This is a genomic window from Bacillus sp. 22483, assembly GCF_052044605.1.
In the GTDB taxonomy this organism is placed as follows: Bacteria; Bacillota; Bacilli; order Bacillales; family Bacillaceae; genus Bacillus; species Bacillus altitudinis.
The window spans coordinates 370,196-385,061 of the sequence record NZ_JBQENU010000001.1 but is presented as its reverse complement, the minus strand read 5'-3'; the positions used below and the strand labels follow the sequence as shown (position 1 = coordinate 385,061).

13 protein-coding genes are annotated in these 14,866 nt (G+C 42.0%); 11 read left to right on the top strand and 2 right to left on the bottom strand.

What is annotated here, in order from left to right:
* Positions 1-108: 108 nt before the first annotated feature.
* Genes ACTJJQ_RS01980 through ACTJJQ_RS01970 form a run of 3 tightly spaced genes read left to right on the top strand, consistent with a single transcriptional unit; the run spans position 109 to position 3,930 of the window.
* Positions 109-1,626, top strand: coding sequence for a phytoene desaturase family protein (locus ACTJJQ_RS01980; RefSeq protein WP_440599902.1), 1,518 nt, complete (start codon positions 109-111; stop codon positions 1,624-1,626).
* On the top strand, positions 1,623-3,098 hold the full coding sequence (locus tag ACTJJQ_RS01975) for a phytoene desaturase family protein (RefSeq protein ID WP_268416806.1): 1,476 nt from the start codon (positions 1,623-1,625) through the stop codon (positions 3,096-3,098). Before ACTJJQ_RS01980 ends, ACTJJQ_RS01975 begins: the two co-directional genes overlap by 4 nt.
* Complete coding sequence (locus ACTJJQ_RS01970; RefSeq protein ID WP_035700220.1) at positions 3,091-3,930, top strand: phytoene/squalene synthase family protein; 840 nt, start codon at positions 3,091-3,093, stop codon at positions 3,928-3,930. The genes ACTJJQ_RS01975 and ACTJJQ_RS01970 overlap by 8 nt, the downstream gene beginning before the upstream one ends.
* Positions 3,931-4,011: 81 nt before the next feature.
* Here the strand turns inward: ACTJJQ_RS01970 and ACTJJQ_RS01965 are convergent, their stop codons facing one another.
* On the bottom strand, positions 4,012-5,388 hold the full coding sequence (locus ACTJJQ_RS01965) for an MATE family efflux transporter (RefSeq protein ID WP_224562549.1): 1,377 nt from the start codon (positions 5,386-5,388) through the stop codon (positions 4,012-4,014).
* A 113-nt stretch (positions 5,389-5,501) separates the two neighbouring features.
* On the opposite strand from ACTJJQ_RS01965, the gene ACTJJQ_RS01960 reads away from it, so the two are divergent.
* From ACTJJQ_RS01960 to ACTJJQ_RS01950, 3 genes are all read left to right on the top strand, one after another.
* Positions 5,502-6,368 (top strand): AraC family transcriptional regulator, encoded by an 867-nt coding sequence (locus tag ACTJJQ_RS01960; RefSeq protein WP_100324869.1) that lies wholly within the window; start codon positions 5,502-5,504, stop codon positions 6,366-6,368.
* Positions 6,369-6,382: 14 nt separating this feature from the next.
* Entirely contained in the window at positions 6,383-6,943 is a 561-nt protein-coding gene (locus ACTJJQ_RS01955) for a GNAT family N-acetyltransferase (protein ID WP_163116403.1), read from the top strand.
* Between the two features lie 63 nt (positions 6,944-7,006).
* Positions 7,007-7,282, top strand: coding sequence for a hypothetical protein (locus tag ACTJJQ_RS01950; RefSeq protein ID WP_035392471.1), 276 nt, complete (start codon positions 7,007-7,009; stop codon positions 7,280-7,282).
* A gap of 168 nt (positions 7,283-7,450) precedes the next feature.
* Here ACTJJQ_RS01950 and ACTJJQ_RS01945 read toward each other — a convergent pair whose 3' ends face one another.
* On the bottom strand, positions 7,451-7,987 hold the full coding sequence (locus ACTJJQ_RS01945; RefSeq protein WP_017360201.1) for a serine O-acetyltransferase: 537 nt from the start codon (positions 7,985-7,987) through the stop codon (positions 7,451-7,453).
* Positions 7,988-8,373: 386 nt separating this feature from the next.
* Here ACTJJQ_RS01945 and ACTJJQ_RS01940 point away from each other — a divergent pair, with 386 nt between their 5' ends.
* From ACTJJQ_RS01940 to ACTJJQ_RS01920, 5 genes are read left to right on the top strand one after another with little or no spacing between them, the layout of a single operon-like run.
* Positions 8,374-9,720, top strand: coding sequence for an aspartate aminotransferase family protein (locus tag ACTJJQ_RS01940; protein WP_017360200.1), 1,347 nt, complete (start codon positions 8,374-8,376; stop codon positions 9,718-9,720).
* The gene (locus ACTJJQ_RS01935; protein ID WP_440599901.1) at positions 9,707-11,203 is read left to right on the top strand and encodes a pyridoxal phosphate-dependent decarboxylase family protein; all 1,497 of its coding nucleotides are present in this window, start codon (positions 9,707-9,709) and stop codon (positions 11,201-11,203) included. The genes ACTJJQ_RS01940 and ACTJJQ_RS01935 overlap by 14 nt, the downstream gene beginning before the upstream one ends.
* Complete coding sequence (locus ACTJJQ_RS01930) at positions 11,200-12,981, top strand: IucA/IucC family protein (protein WP_440599900.1); 1,782 nt, start codon at positions 11,200-11,202, stop codon at positions 12,979-12,981. Before ACTJJQ_RS01935 ends, ACTJJQ_RS01930 begins: the two co-directional genes overlap by 4 nt.
* Entirely contained in the window at positions 12,978-13,532 is a 555-nt protein-coding gene (locus ACTJJQ_RS01925) for a GNAT family N-acetyltransferase (protein ID WP_142154745.1), read from the top strand. Before ACTJJQ_RS01930 ends, ACTJJQ_RS01925 begins: the two co-directional genes overlap by 4 nt.
* On the top strand, positions 13,507-14,856 hold the full coding sequence (locus ACTJJQ_RS01920; RefSeq protein ID WP_345912203.1) for a lysine N(6)-hydroxylase/L-ornithine N(5)-oxygenase family protein: 1,350 nt from the start codon (positions 13,507-13,509) through the stop codon (positions 14,854-14,856). Before ACTJJQ_RS01925 ends, ACTJJQ_RS01920 begins: the two co-directional genes overlap by 26 nt.
* Positions 14,857-14,866 lie beyond the last annotated feature (10 nt).

The window sequence follows — 14,866 nt, the reverse complement described above, 5'->3', positions numbered from 1 at the left end:
GCTTTTTTGATACATAACATGAGACTTTTAGAGCACATCAAAAGTTGATCTAACCGCTTCAATTTGTATAATTAACTTAAAGTGAATTAATTTGGAGGAAAAAGGATAATGAAAATCATTGTGATCGGAGCAGGACCAGGGGGACTTGCAGCAGCTATGATGTTGCAAAGCAAAGGACATGATGTTCATATATATGAAAAACAGTCCTTTGTTGGCGGACGTAACTCTAAGTTTCAACTTGGTGATTTCACGTTTGATACAGGTCCTACTTTTCTCAGTATGATTCATATTGCAGAGGAACTGTTCACCTTTGCTGGTAAAAATCTCTATGATTATATAGATGTGATTGAATTAAAAGAAATGTATAGATTAATCTTTCAAGATGAGAAGCTTGATATGATTCGAGATCGAGACGAAATGTACAAACGGCTAGAAGCCTTTTCACCTGGTGAGGGCGAGGGGTATGTACGTTTTATGAATGATACAAAACGAAAAATGGACCGCCTAACGCCGATTCTACAAAGTAAAATGGATCGTTTCCATCATTATTTGCGACCAAAAGTCATCAAAGCACTTCCTCAGCTCTCATTAAATAAAAGCTTATATGATGTGCTGTCGGATTATTTCTCAAATGAATCAGTGAAATATGCCTTTACATTCCAATCAAAATATTTAGGGATGTCACCTTGGGAATGCCCAGGAGCGTTCTCAATTCTTTCCTTTATGGAGCATGACACAGGCGTTTATCATCCGAAAGGCGGAGTGAATCAGCTGTCAGAAGCGATGGCAAAGGCAGCTGTTGAATCTGGGGCTACCCTTCATCTATCAACTGGAGTTGACAAGTTGCTGACGGAAGGCAGGAAAGTGAAGGGCATTCGCTTAGAAACTGGTGAAGAAATACAAGCAGATGAGGTGGTCGTAAATGGTGATTTTGCACACGTGATGACAAAGCTTGTAGAGCCGGGTCTTTTAAAGAAATATAGCGAGAAGAAACTGAAAAAGAAAAAATTCTCATGTTCCACCTTTATGCTGTACCTAGGTTTAGATACGATATATGATGAGCCGCATCATACCATCGTTTTTTCCGATGACTATGCGAAGTTCGTCAAAGAGATTACGAAAATCTTTGAGCTGCCGGATGATCCGTCCATTTATATTCAAAATGCAAGTGTGACAGATGATTCGCTTGCGCCAAAAGGCAAGTCCGCTCTTTATGTGTTAGCACCCGTTGCCAATAATCAAAGCGGTATTGACTGGGAAGCGCATCAAGAAGAATTTAGAGAGCTTGTGCTGGATACGCTGGAGCGGAAAACAGGCTTTAAGAATATCAGGCAGCATATTGAAGTCGAGCGGATGATCACGCCGAAGCATTGGGAAGAAGAGCTGTACGTGTATGAAGGAGCTACATTTAATCTTGGTCACCAGTTGACGCAGATGATGGTACTCAGGCCGCATAATGAATTTGATGAGTTGAAACACTGCTGGCTCGTTGGTGGAGGAACCCACCCGGGCAGCGGATTGCCAACCATTTTAGAATCAGCGCGTATTACGACAAATGCGATTCTGTCAAAAGAGAAACATACGCACAAAAGAGTGCCACATCAAGAAAAGGGGAGCGCCTCATGAAAAAACATATATTGATTGCTGGCGGCGGTATTGGCGGTATGATCTCAGCCCTCTATTTAAAAAAAGCTGGACATGATGTCACCCTTGTTGAAAAAAATGAACGGCTCGGCGGGAGACTTGCTTTTGTACGTGAGAAAGGATATAAAGTAGATGAAGGTCCGACCATTGTCCTACTTCCTGATATGTTAAAAGGCATTTTACATGACGTAGGCATTGATGAAACATCTCTTGATCTCTTGCAGCTCGATCCGCTGTATACGATCCACTATCAAGATGGAACCTCCTATACGAAATACTCTGATACACTGCGACAACTAGAAGAAATCAAACGTGTATTTCCAAAGGAAGAACAGGGATATTTAACATTTATGCAAGAAATGACGGATCGGTTTCAAGAAGGGCAGGAAGCTTTTCTAGAAAAATCATTTCATGAAAAACGAACCTTTTTTACAAAAGCGAACATGAAGATTTTAATGAAATTAAAAGCATATCGAACCGTTCAAAGTTCTCTCAAAAAATATTTTTCAGATGAGCGCCTCCGAGATGCATATGCACTTCAAACCCTCTATGTCGGAGGAAATCCGTATGAAGCATCTGCCATTTATTCGCTTGTTTCATATAGTGAGCACGCACACGGAATTTACTATTTAAAAGGCGGATATGCGAGTTTAGTAGATATATTGGAGAGACAGCTCTTAAAGACGGGTGTACACATAAGAAAAAGTGAAGAAGTCGCACAATTTGAGTTTGAGGGGAAACGTGTGGTCAAGGCAAAAATAAATGATGAGCACATAGCAGCTGATGCATTTGTGATGAACGGAGATTATCCAGCGGCGTTAAAACAGCTTGGTTTAGGTGAACAAGACCGGCGTAAATACGTTCCATCCTCTGGCTGCGTGATGGTGTATCTAGGGTTAAACAAAGTATACGATGAAGCACCTGTTCATCAATTTTTCATGGGAGAACACTTTGATCAGCATATGAGAGAGGTGTTCCAAACGAAAACGATACCTCAAGATCCATCATTTTATACTTTTAATCCATCGACCATCGATCCATCCCTTGCCCCAGAAGGCAGCAGTGTCCTATATATGCTCATTCCTGTTCCATCAGGAGATCACATCAATTGGGAACAAGAGACAGACTTTGTGGATAAAATGGTGGAGCGTCTTGAGAAAAGAGGCTTTCCACAGCTGCGAGAGGCGGTTGTCTGGCAAAAGGTGAGAACACCGAATGATTCAATGCGAGAAGGATTGTTTGAAGGCGGCAGCTTTGGACTCGCTCCTAATTTGTTTCAATCAGGTGTGTTTCGCCCGCAAGTAAAGGTTGCAGATATAGACAATCTATATGCGGTAGGTGCTTCCATCCATCCCGGCGGCGGGGTACCGATCGTGATGCAAAGTGCAAAGCTCATGGCTTCTGTACTGCTTAAAGAGCTGAACAACAGAAAGGAAGTGAAGCTAAGTGGTTGATGTGCAAACAGCATTGAAAATATGTGAAGAGACCATTCAAACACATTCAAAAACGTTTTATCGTGCCTTTTCCATGCTACCTAAAAAGAAAAGACAGGCTGTTTGGGCCGTATATTCTTTTTGTAGGAGAGCGGATGACATTGTAGATGAGTCTCCTTCACCAAAGGAAGAACTGGCGTCTTTTCAGGAGGCATTTAATCGTTTCTTGCAAGGAGAAGTAGATCGTGATGATCCAATGTGGGTGGCGCTGGAGTATACATTTCAACAGTTTCGTATGGATGAATCCCCATTCCGTGACCTGCTGCGAGGACAGGAGATGGATTTAGAGCAACATCGATATGAAACGTTAGATGAACTGCTCATCTATTCCTATCATGTCGCAAGTACAGTTGGATTAATGCTGCTTCCGATCATTGCACCGCGTAAAAAAGAACAGCTAAAAGAAGCTGCGATCTCCCTTGGGATTGGCATGCAGTTGACCAATATTCTTCGAGATATTGGTGAGGATAAGGCGGAAAGGAACCGCATTTATTTGCCAAAACAAGTCATGGATCAATTTGGGTATACAGAGCAAGAATTACAAGAAGGGATCGTCAATCAAGCCTTCCAGCACGTATGGGAATATATTGCTTTTGAGGCAGAGGCGTACTATGAGGAATTTTTTGACCATCTCCATGAATTCCCACTTTATTCAAGGATACCAGTGAAAGCAGCTGCTCACTTTTATAAGGCTATTTTAGATAAAACTAGAGAAAACGAATACCGTGTCTTTACGAAGCGGTCATATATTTCAACACAAGAAAAAGCACTTATTTTAGAAGATATTACGTGATGAAAAGAAGACAAAGGGGTAAAATAAAGTTCGTTTTAGCCCTTTGACAACAATCTGAAAGGACTGCACCCGCAGTCCTTTTTATGTGGAAGTAAACCGGTACTCCGTCCACACCCTTGAACGCCACCGCCTATACATGAAGATACCTCTTACCCATTCATCCACGATAAAAGAAATCCAAACCCCGATAAGGCCCATCTCAAGTTGAATGCCTAATAAATAAGCGATCGGAAGGCCGATGCCCCACATTGAAATCATCGCCATATAGACTGGAAACTTCGCGTCACCAGCTGCCCGCAAGGAGTTGATGATGACCATATTAAAAGAACGTCCAGGCTCTAAAACAATCGTCAATATGAGGAGGAGGCTCGCTATTTGAATGATCTCACTGTTGCTAGTGAAAAAAGTAAGTAAATGCGTCGATGATAAAGATAAAGCAGTAGAAGAAAGAAGCGAGATGGCAATGGCCCAGTATAAGCTTTTCATGCATCTTCGATAGGCCGCATCAAATTCTTTCGCCCCGATCAGGCGCCCGATTAAGATTTGCGTTCCTTGGCTAATGGCGGCACCAAATAACATAATGAACATCATCAAATTCTGGGTATAGACTTTTGCTGCTAGTGCTTGCGTGCCCATAAATGTGATAAACAGCGTAATAATCATTTGAGAGCCATTATAAGAAAGTTGTTCTCCAGCAGAAGGAATGCCGATTTTTAGCAGTTTTTTTAAATGCGTTCGCTGGATGTAAAACATTCGCTTGAATGAAAACCGCAATCCAATGCGGTGTCGAACAATGAGTATCATGGCTGTAAGACCGATCAACCGTGCAAATGATGTGGAAAGAGCGACACCCATGACACCTAATACAGGGAAGCCAAATGGTCCGAAGATGACCAAATAATTACCAGCAACATTTAACAGGTTCATACCGATGGTGACATACATCGTATCTCTCGTGAATCCATAGCTTTTTAAAATAGCACTATAGGTCATAATGAGCGCCTGAATAAAAGAAAGCAGGCCGACAATCTGTAAAAAGACGGTTGCATCTGGCATGAGCTCGCTTGATAAGCCCATCATATGCAGGATGGGCACAGCTAACACAAACATAAGAAGACTGATCACAAAGCTAATGAGGAAGTTGGTGCCTAGTGATACATAGGCAACTTGGGTCGCTTCCTGCTTGCGGCTCGCTCCTAAAAGCTGCGCAATGACAATCGTCGTCCCAGTCGTAATGAAGCTGAACATCACAATCAATAGATTTAATAGCTGATTGCTTACCCCTACTGCGGCAACACTATTGTCAGAATACTGGCTGAGCATCAGTGTATCTGCGCTCCCCATCAGCATATATAAAGAGATTTCGATAAAAATAGGCCAAGTTAATGCAAATAATGAAGGGTGGGATTTTTCACTTTTGGCTTGAACCTTTTGTATTGTCAGTGCTTGTGGTTTCATCACATCGCCTTCTTTCGTATAAATCCGATTTATAGTGTACCTTGCATCGACTATAATAAGAAGAGATGAAACCGAAACTTATTGGAGAAATCCGACTTCATAAGGGGATGAATATGGGTCCGTTTATTACATTTACTGTACCACCATTTCCAGTCTATATTGCTTCAGGCAAAGGTGTTTTCCATCGAGGAGAACGACATATCTCCAGAATTTTCACCGTATTTGATCTTCTTTATGTCACAAAAGGTGAACTGTGGATCACAGAAGACGAGGTGCCTCATCATGTAAAAGAGGGAGAATATATCATCTTATCACCGGGACTTGCCCATGGTGGACATCTGCCATGCAAAGAAGAAACACTTTATGAGTGGCTGCATTTTTCAATCGATTCATTTGAGTTTACAGATCGGCCGAGAGAACACTGGTTTGACATGAAGCAAAATCAAGCCACTTTTGAAAAAGCAGCAAGCTATGAATTTCGTCTGCCCCGAAAAGGAAAAGTGAAAGGGGGAAGCGTGCTACAGAAGCATCTTTCAGCGATGCGCGCTTTAAATGATGATGCGTCTGAACTTCAGCTCAAAAAGCAGCTTCAATTTGAGGAAATGCTCATTCATTTACAAAAAGAAGCATTTCATATTCCAAGTGCAAAGGAGACTGTCGCTTCAGAAGTGGTTCACTATCTTGAACGTCATTTTACGCAAAAATTACAGATGGAGAAGCTGGCAGAGATTCTTCATTATCATCCTGATTACATGACAAGGTGCATGCAGACCGTGTACGGACTGACGCCGAGCCAGTACATCAATCGACTCAAAATTGAAAAAGCCAAAAGCCTGCTTGCTTCAACGAATGAAAAAATAGCTCTCATTGCAGAACATGTAGGCATTGATGACCCTACTTATTTTTCAAAGCTGTTTCGGCAAAATGAAGGCATGACGCCTATCGAGTATCGTCATCTTGCTAAAAGAACGACAAAGTAAAGGAACGTGAACAGATGAAAGGAAAAAAAGAAGAGATTGTGAGCATACGTCCATTAGACGAAACCGATTTAGAAGTGGTATGGCATTTAAGGTTTAAAGCACCAGACCAGGCCTATCGAAAGTGGAATGCACCGTATTTTATTGAACATGACATATCGCTTACTGCATTTAAAAAACGCTATTTACAGGATGATTCTGTCCTGCCAAAACTATTTGGCATTGATGTCGGAGGTGAATTAAAGGGCACAGTTTCTTATTATTGGGAGAATGAGCGCACACGTTGGCTGGAGTGTGGGATTCTTATTTATGACTCACGTTTTTGGAATGGGGGCGTTGGAACAAAGGCATTGCGTCTATGGATCGATGAACTCTTTTCACACATTGATATTCCACGCATCGGTCTGACCACCTGGTCTGGAAATGAACGCATGATGCGTTGCGCAGAGAAATGCGGGTTTATCCTTGAGGGAAGACTGCGTAAGGTTCGTTACTATCAAGGGGAATATTATGATTCGATGCGGTATGGGATGCTGAGAGAAGAATGGCAAAGCCTTCCGAATCATTCATTTGAATAGTTGTTTTTAAGATTAGGAAAAAAGTATAGTAAGATTAAATAAATTGAAAAAGAAGGGTGGCGGATGAATGTGAAATGGATTACAGGTTGGTTTGTATCCATCTTAGTCGCAATCTACCTATTCGTTGATGCACCAAAACACGGGAAAAATAAATGGTTATGGGCCATCTTAGGTCTTTTACTCGGGCTCTTCACACTTGGAATATATCTCATTCAAACAGGAAGAAAAGGGTTGGGCTGGACAGTACTGATTGTGTCCATTTTCATCTATGCGATTGCCATTCTCGTCTTTGTCTTGTACTTTCTCATGCTGGTCTTCGGGTACTCCAACGCAAATTAGAGAGTACGGCTGTGGTGATTTGTTTCACTTCAAGTTGCTACCGATTGATGGTTTGATTGCGCCAAAGCATCTTAGGATAAATGGTGATGGGGCTCGGGCAGGATGATCCTCATGTTTATCCATCTTATTTTATCTCATGTGGCTCACTGCTTTGGTCAAGTAAGTCCTTCATAAAGAAGGGCTTTTTTCTTTTATTTTTTGAGCAGGGACACCTGCAATGACAATCCGCTCTTCATGAAAGGAGCGATTCACTACTGCATTTGCTCCGATGGAAATATGATTCGCAATATAAATGTTTCCAAACAGTTTAGCGCCAGGGCCGATCCATACATGATCTCCGATGACGGGCACATCTTTTTCATGATGGTTTTGACCGATATTTACGCCTTGATGAATATCACAAAACGCGCCGATTTTGGCATGCTTGTTCACAATCAACAGCCCAGTATGGTTGATTCTGAGCCCAGGTCCAAATACACCAATTGGGATATCAAAGCCAAGCTGCATGCCTTTCTTTTTATGTAAGTAACGATAAAACCATTTGCGTAACGTAGCACCGCTATTCGTATAGTACTCATATTTTCGTAAATATCTTTGATATTTCCAAATATCATCCCCAAGCCACTTTGGTCTTTTTCGATTGATGGCAAGTGCTTTCTGATCTTGTGCCAAGTAGTGGTGAAGGTCATGCTTCGTTAAAATCATCAGATCTCCCTCGATTCCCTTTCGTTTCAGAGAAATTATACCATCATAACCATTTATATCAAGGTAAAATAACGTTCATTTTTTGTTTTACTGCATTCATTTCATTCGGCCGTCCCGTATCAAACAAGGGAGCTACAACGCATAGAGCAAAAGAACCAGGAGAATTGTTTTGTAATTTTTTTCAATATTTTTCATACTCAAACGTTACATCGCCTTATGGCTGTAGATGTTTGTAAAAAATACACGAAATTACTCGTTAAAAAGAGAATATAGCATTCATATGCTTTTAGAATCATCTTTTTGAATACAATTGACTTTCGTATCTTACATCCTCTAGGCTAGTAAATGAAAATGATAATCTTTATCAATTGGAGGAGTGTTTTATTATGTCCATCAAAACCGTTTCTAAAAATCAGCAATTTTTAGAGCAACAAAGTCAAAGAGAATCTAATGCAAGGTCTTACCCGAGACGGTTCCCATTAGCCATGCAAAAAGCCGAAGGTATGATCGTGACAGATGCAGATGGTAGAGAATTTTATGACTGCCTAGCAGGTGCAGGAACACTTGCCCTTGGTCACAATCACCCGGTTGTTATAGATGCTATTGAACGTATGCTTCATGAAAAAAGACCGTTGCATACGCTGGACATCACTTCAGAGATTAAAGAAGAATTTGTGAATGAGATTTTTTCTCACTTGCCAGAAGAGTTTGCAAAAAGAGCAAAAATTCAATTTTGTGGACCAACTGGTGGTGATGCTATAGAAGCAGCAATTAAATTAGTCAAGACAGCGACGGGAAATCGTTCCATTCTATCATTCCACGGAGCATATCATGGTGCTACACATGGCACGATGTCATTAAGCGGCAACTTATCGCCAAAAGAAAAAGTACAAGGATTAATGCCAGATGTTCACTTCCTGCCTTATCCATATGAATACCGCTGCCCATTTGGAATTGGCGGTAAAGACTCACATCGCATTTCCAGCTCTTATATTGAGCGTGTATTAAATGACCCTGAGAGTGGAATTCTCCCGCCAGCAGGCATGATCTTTGAAGCGGTGCAAGGGGAGGGCGGCTCCATCCCGGCATCAATTGAATGGATACAAGAAATGAGACGAATCACAAAAGAAAAAGGAATTCCACTTATTATTGATGAGGTTCAATCAGGCATCGGCCGAACTGGTAAGATGTTTGCCTTTGAACATGCTGGTATTGTGCCAGATGTCATTGTGTTATCAAAAGCAATTGGGGGAAGCCTTCCGCTATCCGTTGTTATTTATGACAAAGACTTAGATCAATGGAATCCAGGTGCACACATTGGCACGTTTAGAGGAAATCAAATGGCGATGGCAGCTGGAACTGCTACGCTTAAATATATAAAAGAAACCAATCTGCTTGATCATGTAGAAGCGCTTGGTCAGCGTATGCAGGCCAATCTAAAAGACATTCAAAAACAAGTGCCTGCTCTCGGTGATGTGCGAGGAAGAGGATTAATGATTGGTGTTGAAGTTGTGAATCCAGATGAGAAACAGGATGTGGACGGCAGTTATCCAGCAAATCCAGAGCTAGCCAGTCTCATTCAAAAGAATTGTTTTGATAAAGGCTTAATTGTGGAGACAGGAGGCCGTTTTGGAAGTGTGATTCGATTCTTACCGCCTTTGATCATGACAGAAGAACAGCTTGAAAAAGTCATCACGATTTTTAAAGAGGCAGTTTACGATGCAGTCAACTAAACCATCTGTCGATTCATTATTCATTCAACAAAGCCAGCTTGGGAGGGAGTCCTTCCAAGCGGCTCTCTACACATCCATCGACAGCTTACTGGCAGAGTGGCAAACAAGCAGAGGACCGTATAGCGGAATATTGCCTGGGAAATTAGCGGCTCATGTCGAATCGTTATTCCAGATTCAACCGGCTGGTGAATCCATTGAGTCTGTTTTTCAAGATATAAAAAATCACCTTTTACCGCATTTAGTTGATGTGTCACATCCTAAATGCCTGGCACATTTGCATTGCCCACCTCTTATCCCTGCTCTGGCAGCAGAGGTGATCGTAAGTTCCTTTAATCAATCAATGGATTCCTTTGATCAAAGCGGCATTGCATCTTTGGTTGAGGAGGAAATCCTCAAGTGGTTATGTGAAAAGTTTTCTTATGGAGAACGAGCAGATGGGACCTTTACGAGCGGTGGAACCCAATCTAACTACATGGGACTGCTTTTAGCAAGAGATGCATTTTGCGAAAACACTTGGCAATGGAATGTACAGCAGAAAGGGTTGCCGAGCGAGGCAAACCGTATGCGGATTCTTTGCTCCAAGAATGCCCACTTCACTGTGAAAAAATCAGCATCTCAGCTAGGTTTAGGTGAACAGGCTGTTGTGTTAGTTGAGACGGACGAACATCACCGAATGGACCTGCATGATTTGCAGAAGAAGCTTATGGAGCTTAAAGCGCAGGATTTGCTTCCATTTGCAGTCGTGGCGACTTGCGGGACCACTGATTTTGGCAGTATTGATCCTGTACGTGACATTTATGACATGGTGAAGCCTTTCGGTTTGTGGATTCATGCAGATGCTGCCTATGGAGGAGCGCTTGTATTAAGCAAAACCTTCCAAGGAAAATTAGATGGCATCGAGCTGGCTGATTCGATCACGATTGACTTTCATAAGCAATTTTATCAGCCGATCTCCTGCGGGGCATTTTTACTAAAGGATAAAAGACATTTTGGTTTGATTGATTACCACGCAGATTACCTCAATCCAAAGGAAGATGAACTGGAAGGCATTCTGCATCTCGTGAATAAATCTGTTCAGACGACGCGCCGGTTTGATGCGCTAAAACTCCTTCTCTCTCTGCGTATGATTGGAGAAGAAGGGTTTGCAAGTATCATTGACCATACCATCCATTTTGCGAAAGATGTGGCTACGTTGATTGAGAAAAATGAGCATCTTGAGGTGATCAATCCTGATCCAGAAATCAATGCAGTCGTGTTCCGTTTTATGGATGATCATCAAGCAGATGACATCAATAAAATCATTCATCGCACACTTTTCCAAACAGGAACGGCTGTCGTAGCAAAAACAGTAGCCGATGGTCAAACATGCTTAAAATTCACTTTGTTAAATCCGAGAACGACTATTACACATATTGAGGAAATCCTTTCTGACATTGTTGATATCGGGATCGCTCATATTCAATCCGGGAGGGTACTACGTTGAGTCAATATAAACAAATGGCTGAAAATGCAACTATGCAAAGCTTTTTAAACTGTTTTTTACGTGAAACAGGAATTGATCGATCTGCAAAGAAAGAGACAAAAGCAGAAGGCTCACTTGTATTTGTAGCAGCATTAGCAAAGCAAGATCTTGAGCTTGTCATTCCGATTCGATATTTTTCGCCTGTAGGCCGTCATCTCTTTGATTTTCCCGTTCGCTTTCGCCCGCAAGGCAGTGAGCAACAGGGAACGATTATCGATTACACCACACTTGTTGCTTTATGTTCAAAGGAACTTCTCATTGAATACGGCCGCACAGATGCAGAGGATGAGTTCATGCTTCGCATCATTTTAAGCTGCCGGAATATTGAACGATTCATTAGAGAGAGGGAAAGTGATCGAGCGGCTCTTTCTTCAGCTGATTTTGAATATATTGAAGCGGAGCAGTCACTTCTTCTTGGACATTTAACGCATCCTACACCAAAAAGCAGACAAGGAATGACAGAAGAGGAGGAAGCTATTTATTCTCCAGAGCTGAAAGGCTCTTTCCAGCTTCATTACTTTAAAGCACATCCGTCAATTGTGCTTCAGGATTCTTCTCTTTCAGAATCTGCGGCAAGTCTCATGTTTGAGGAGCTCATGCGCCAGATGCCGGAAGAAAAAGAGAGACTGACGACGTTAACAGAAGGCGGTGAATATGTCCTGATTCCGATTCATCCGCTACAAGTCCAAGTGGTCATGGAGAAAGCGTTCGTCAAGCGTTATATAGAGGACGGGATGCTGACGTATTTAGGGCCGCTAGGATCTGAATACACAGCGACATCTTCCTTTAGAACGGTCTATCAAAAAGACTCTGCGTACATGCTTAAATTCTCTGTCCCTGTAAAGATCACAAACTCTTTACGCGTTAACAAACAAAAGGAACTTGATCGTGGAGTTGAGATGTCTCGTATCTTAAAAACAGAATTAGGCGTTTCTTTATATGACAAATTCTCTGGATTCCGTGTGATTGAAGATCCTGCGTATCTATCTATTCAAGGGGATGAGGCGGAATCTGGCTTTGAAGTCGTCATTCGTCAAAATCCATTTTTGCATCATGAAAAAGGGGCAAGCTTAATTGCAGGGCTATGTCAGGATCATGCATACGGAGAAAAATCACGCCTTTCAGGCATTATTCATGAATTAGCAGACGCTGAAGGCAGATCAACAGAAGATGTCAGCCGTGATTGGTTCACACAATATTTATCGATTTCGTTAGAGCCGATGCTTTGGTTGTTTGAAACGTATGGTCTTGCCCTTGAAGCCCATCAGCAAAATGCTGTCGTACAGCTAAAGAATGGATATCCGCACACATTCTATTATCGTGACAACCAAGGCTACTATTATAGCGAATCGAAAAAGGATCAGCTTGCGAAGCTTGTTCAAAACTTAAGCGTCAGAAGTGAAACCATTTGTGCAGACGATGTAGCGGTTGAGAGACTGCGTTACTATTTCTTCTTTAATCATTTGTTTGGTCTTGTGAATGGTTTTGGTACAGAGGGGCTTGCACAAGAAGAAGATTTATTAGCCCTGATTAGAGACACACTGCTTGCGCATGAAGAGACATATGGTGCATCTGAGCTGACGAACAGTCTTCTCCGGTCACAGGAGCTGCCTTCAAAAGCGAACTTACTCACGCGGTTTGAAGATAAGGATGAGCTGACGGGTTCTTTAGAAACGCAATCCAGGTACACGTCTGTGTTGAATCCGCTCTTTTTACATGAGGAGGCGCTGATTGGATGAGGCATCGAATTGGGTTCATTCGCGCTGAATATGAACGGGACGTCCAGCTTGTCCACAAGTGGATGCAAGAAGAGTATGTCCACCCATTTTGGCATTTGAATATTCCATTTCCTGCTTTTGAAAAGCACTTTTATCAGGCCATTCATGATCCGCATCAAACCCTTTATTTAGGAACCATTGATGGCACGCCGATGAGTTATTTTGAAGCATACAATGTGAAAGGGGATATCATTGAATCGTACTATGAGCCTTCTCCGCATGATCAAGGCATTCACCTGTTAATTGGAGAGCCAGATTATGTAGGGAAAGGATTTGCGGCTCCGCTGCTTCAAGCCATGACAGCATTTCAGTTTGAGCAGAACAAACGAACAGAAAAAATCGTGGCTGAGCCAGATATTCGGAACGAAAAAATGATTCATGTCTTTGAAAAGTGTGGATTCGAACGTGTGAAACCAGTCACTTTACCAGATAAAACAGGTCTTTTGATGTTTTGTCATCGAGATCGATTTGAAAGGAAGTATAACCATGACGTGGTTCAACAAGCAAAATAATGTAGTGGATGTCATTGGGATTGGCATTGGGCCATTTAACCTAGGGCTTGCTGCATTATCTGAAGAAGTAGACGAAATTGACGCTTTGTTTTTTGAAAGAAGTGAAGCGTTCCACTGGCATCCAGGTATGCTCATTGAAGGGACTACACTTCAAGTCCCCTTTTTAGCGGATCTTGTCAGTATGGCGGATGTGAAAAGCAAATATAGCTTTCTCAACTATTTGCAGGAACAAAACCGTTTGTATTCATTTTACTTTCTAGAAGACTTCCATATCCCGCGCAAGGAATATAGTCATTATTGCCGCTGGGTCGCGGATCAATTAGATTCTTGCCGATTTGGCATGAATGTCGAATCTGTCTCCATCGTTGAAAAAGCTGGAGAAAAACGATATGAAGTGCATGTCCGTCATGTGAAAGATCAAACGGTAGAGGTGTTTGAAAGTAAGCATCTTGTTTTAGGTATCGGCACACAGCCTGCGGTACCAGCACCTCTTCAGCCAGCTTTAGGGGATCGGGTGTTTCATTCTGCTGATTACTTGAAACGAAAGAAAGAAGGCTGTTTTAAAGGAAAATCCGTGACGGTCATCGGTTCTGGTCAAAGTGCGGCAGAAGTATTCTATGACATTTTATCAGACGATGAGGCGAAGGATATTCATTGGTTTACACGCTCTAAAGGGTTTTTCCCAATGGAATATTCAAATTTGGGTCTTGAGTATTTCTCTCCAGACTATATTGATTTCTTTTATGAGCTTCCGCAACCTAAAAAAGATGCGCTATTAAAGCAGCAAGATTTGCTGTATAAAGGCATCAGCTCAGCGATGATCCGAGATATTTATCACTTGCTTTATGAACGTTCTGCTTGCGGAGAGCAGCTGAACACCGTGCTGCAGGCGATGACGGAGGTCAATTTGATTGAGGAAACGAGGGACGGCTTATCGCTTTCATGCAATCAATGGGTCAAAGAGGAATCCTTTACGCATGAGACAGACATTGTCGTCTTGGCAACGGGCTATCAATCTGTATTACCGCCATTTATTGATCCGATTTCCCATCATATTCAGTGGGATCATCAAGGACGCTTCCAGGTTGAACGTGAATATCGATTGAAAACAAATACATTAGGTGAAAATGATATTTTTGTACAAAATGCAGAGCTTCATACACATGGAGTAGGCGCACCAGATTTAGGGCTAGGGGCGTACCGAAACAGTGTCATTATCAATGAACTGGCTCGTCGACCTGTGTATCCACTTTATCAAAAGCATGTTTTCCAGACATTCGGTACACATAAACACGCAAATACATTTGAAGAAATCAAAGGGTAAGGAGGATGAA

Excerpts from the sequence above, each read along its gene's own strand:
- ACTJJQ_RS01960 (WP_100324869.1), top strand. The coding sequence starts at position 5,502 with ATGGGTCCGTTTATTACATTTACTGTACCACCATTTCCAGTCTATATT.
- ACTJJQ_RS01935 (WP_440599901.1), top strand. The coding sequence starts at position 9,707 with ATGCAGTCAACTAAACCATCTGTCGATTCATTATTCATTCAACAAAGC.
- ACTJJQ_RS01925 (WP_142154745.1), top strand. The coding sequence starts at position 12,978 with ATGAGGCATCGAATTGGGTTCATTCGCGCTGAATATGAACGGGACGTC.
- ACTJJQ_RS01955 (WP_163116403.1), top strand. The coding sequence starts at position 6,383 with ATGAAAGGAAAAAAAGAAGAGATTGTGAGCATACGTCCATTAGACGAA.
- ACTJJQ_RS01975 (WP_268416806.1), top strand. The coding sequence starts at position 1,623 with ATGAAAAAACATATATTGATTGCTGGCGGCGGTATTGGCGGTATGATC.
- ACTJJQ_RS01920 (WP_345912203.1), top strand. The coding sequence starts at position 13,507 with ATGACGTGGTTCAACAAGCAAAATAATGTAGTGGATGTCATTGGGATT.
- ACTJJQ_RS01940 (WP_017360200.1), top strand. The coding sequence starts at position 8,374 with ATGTCCATCAAAACCGTTTCTAAAAATCAGCAATTTTTAGAGCAACAA.
- ACTJJQ_RS01950 (WP_035392471.1), top strand. The coding sequence starts at position 7,007 with ATGAATGTGAAATGGATTACAGGTTGGTTTGTATCCATCTTAGTCGCA.
- ACTJJQ_RS01965 (WP_224562549.1), bottom strand. The coding sequence starts at position 5,388 with ATGAAACCACAAGCACTGACAATACAAAAGGTTCAAGCCAAAAGTGAA.
- ACTJJQ_RS01945 (WP_017360201.1), bottom strand. The coding sequence starts at position 7,987 with ATGATTTTAACGAAGCATGACCTTCACCACTACTTGGCACAAGATCAG.
- ACTJJQ_RS01980 (WP_440599902.1), top strand. The coding sequence starts at position 109 with ATGAAAATCATTGTGATCGGAGCAGGACCAGGGGGACTTGCAGCAGCT.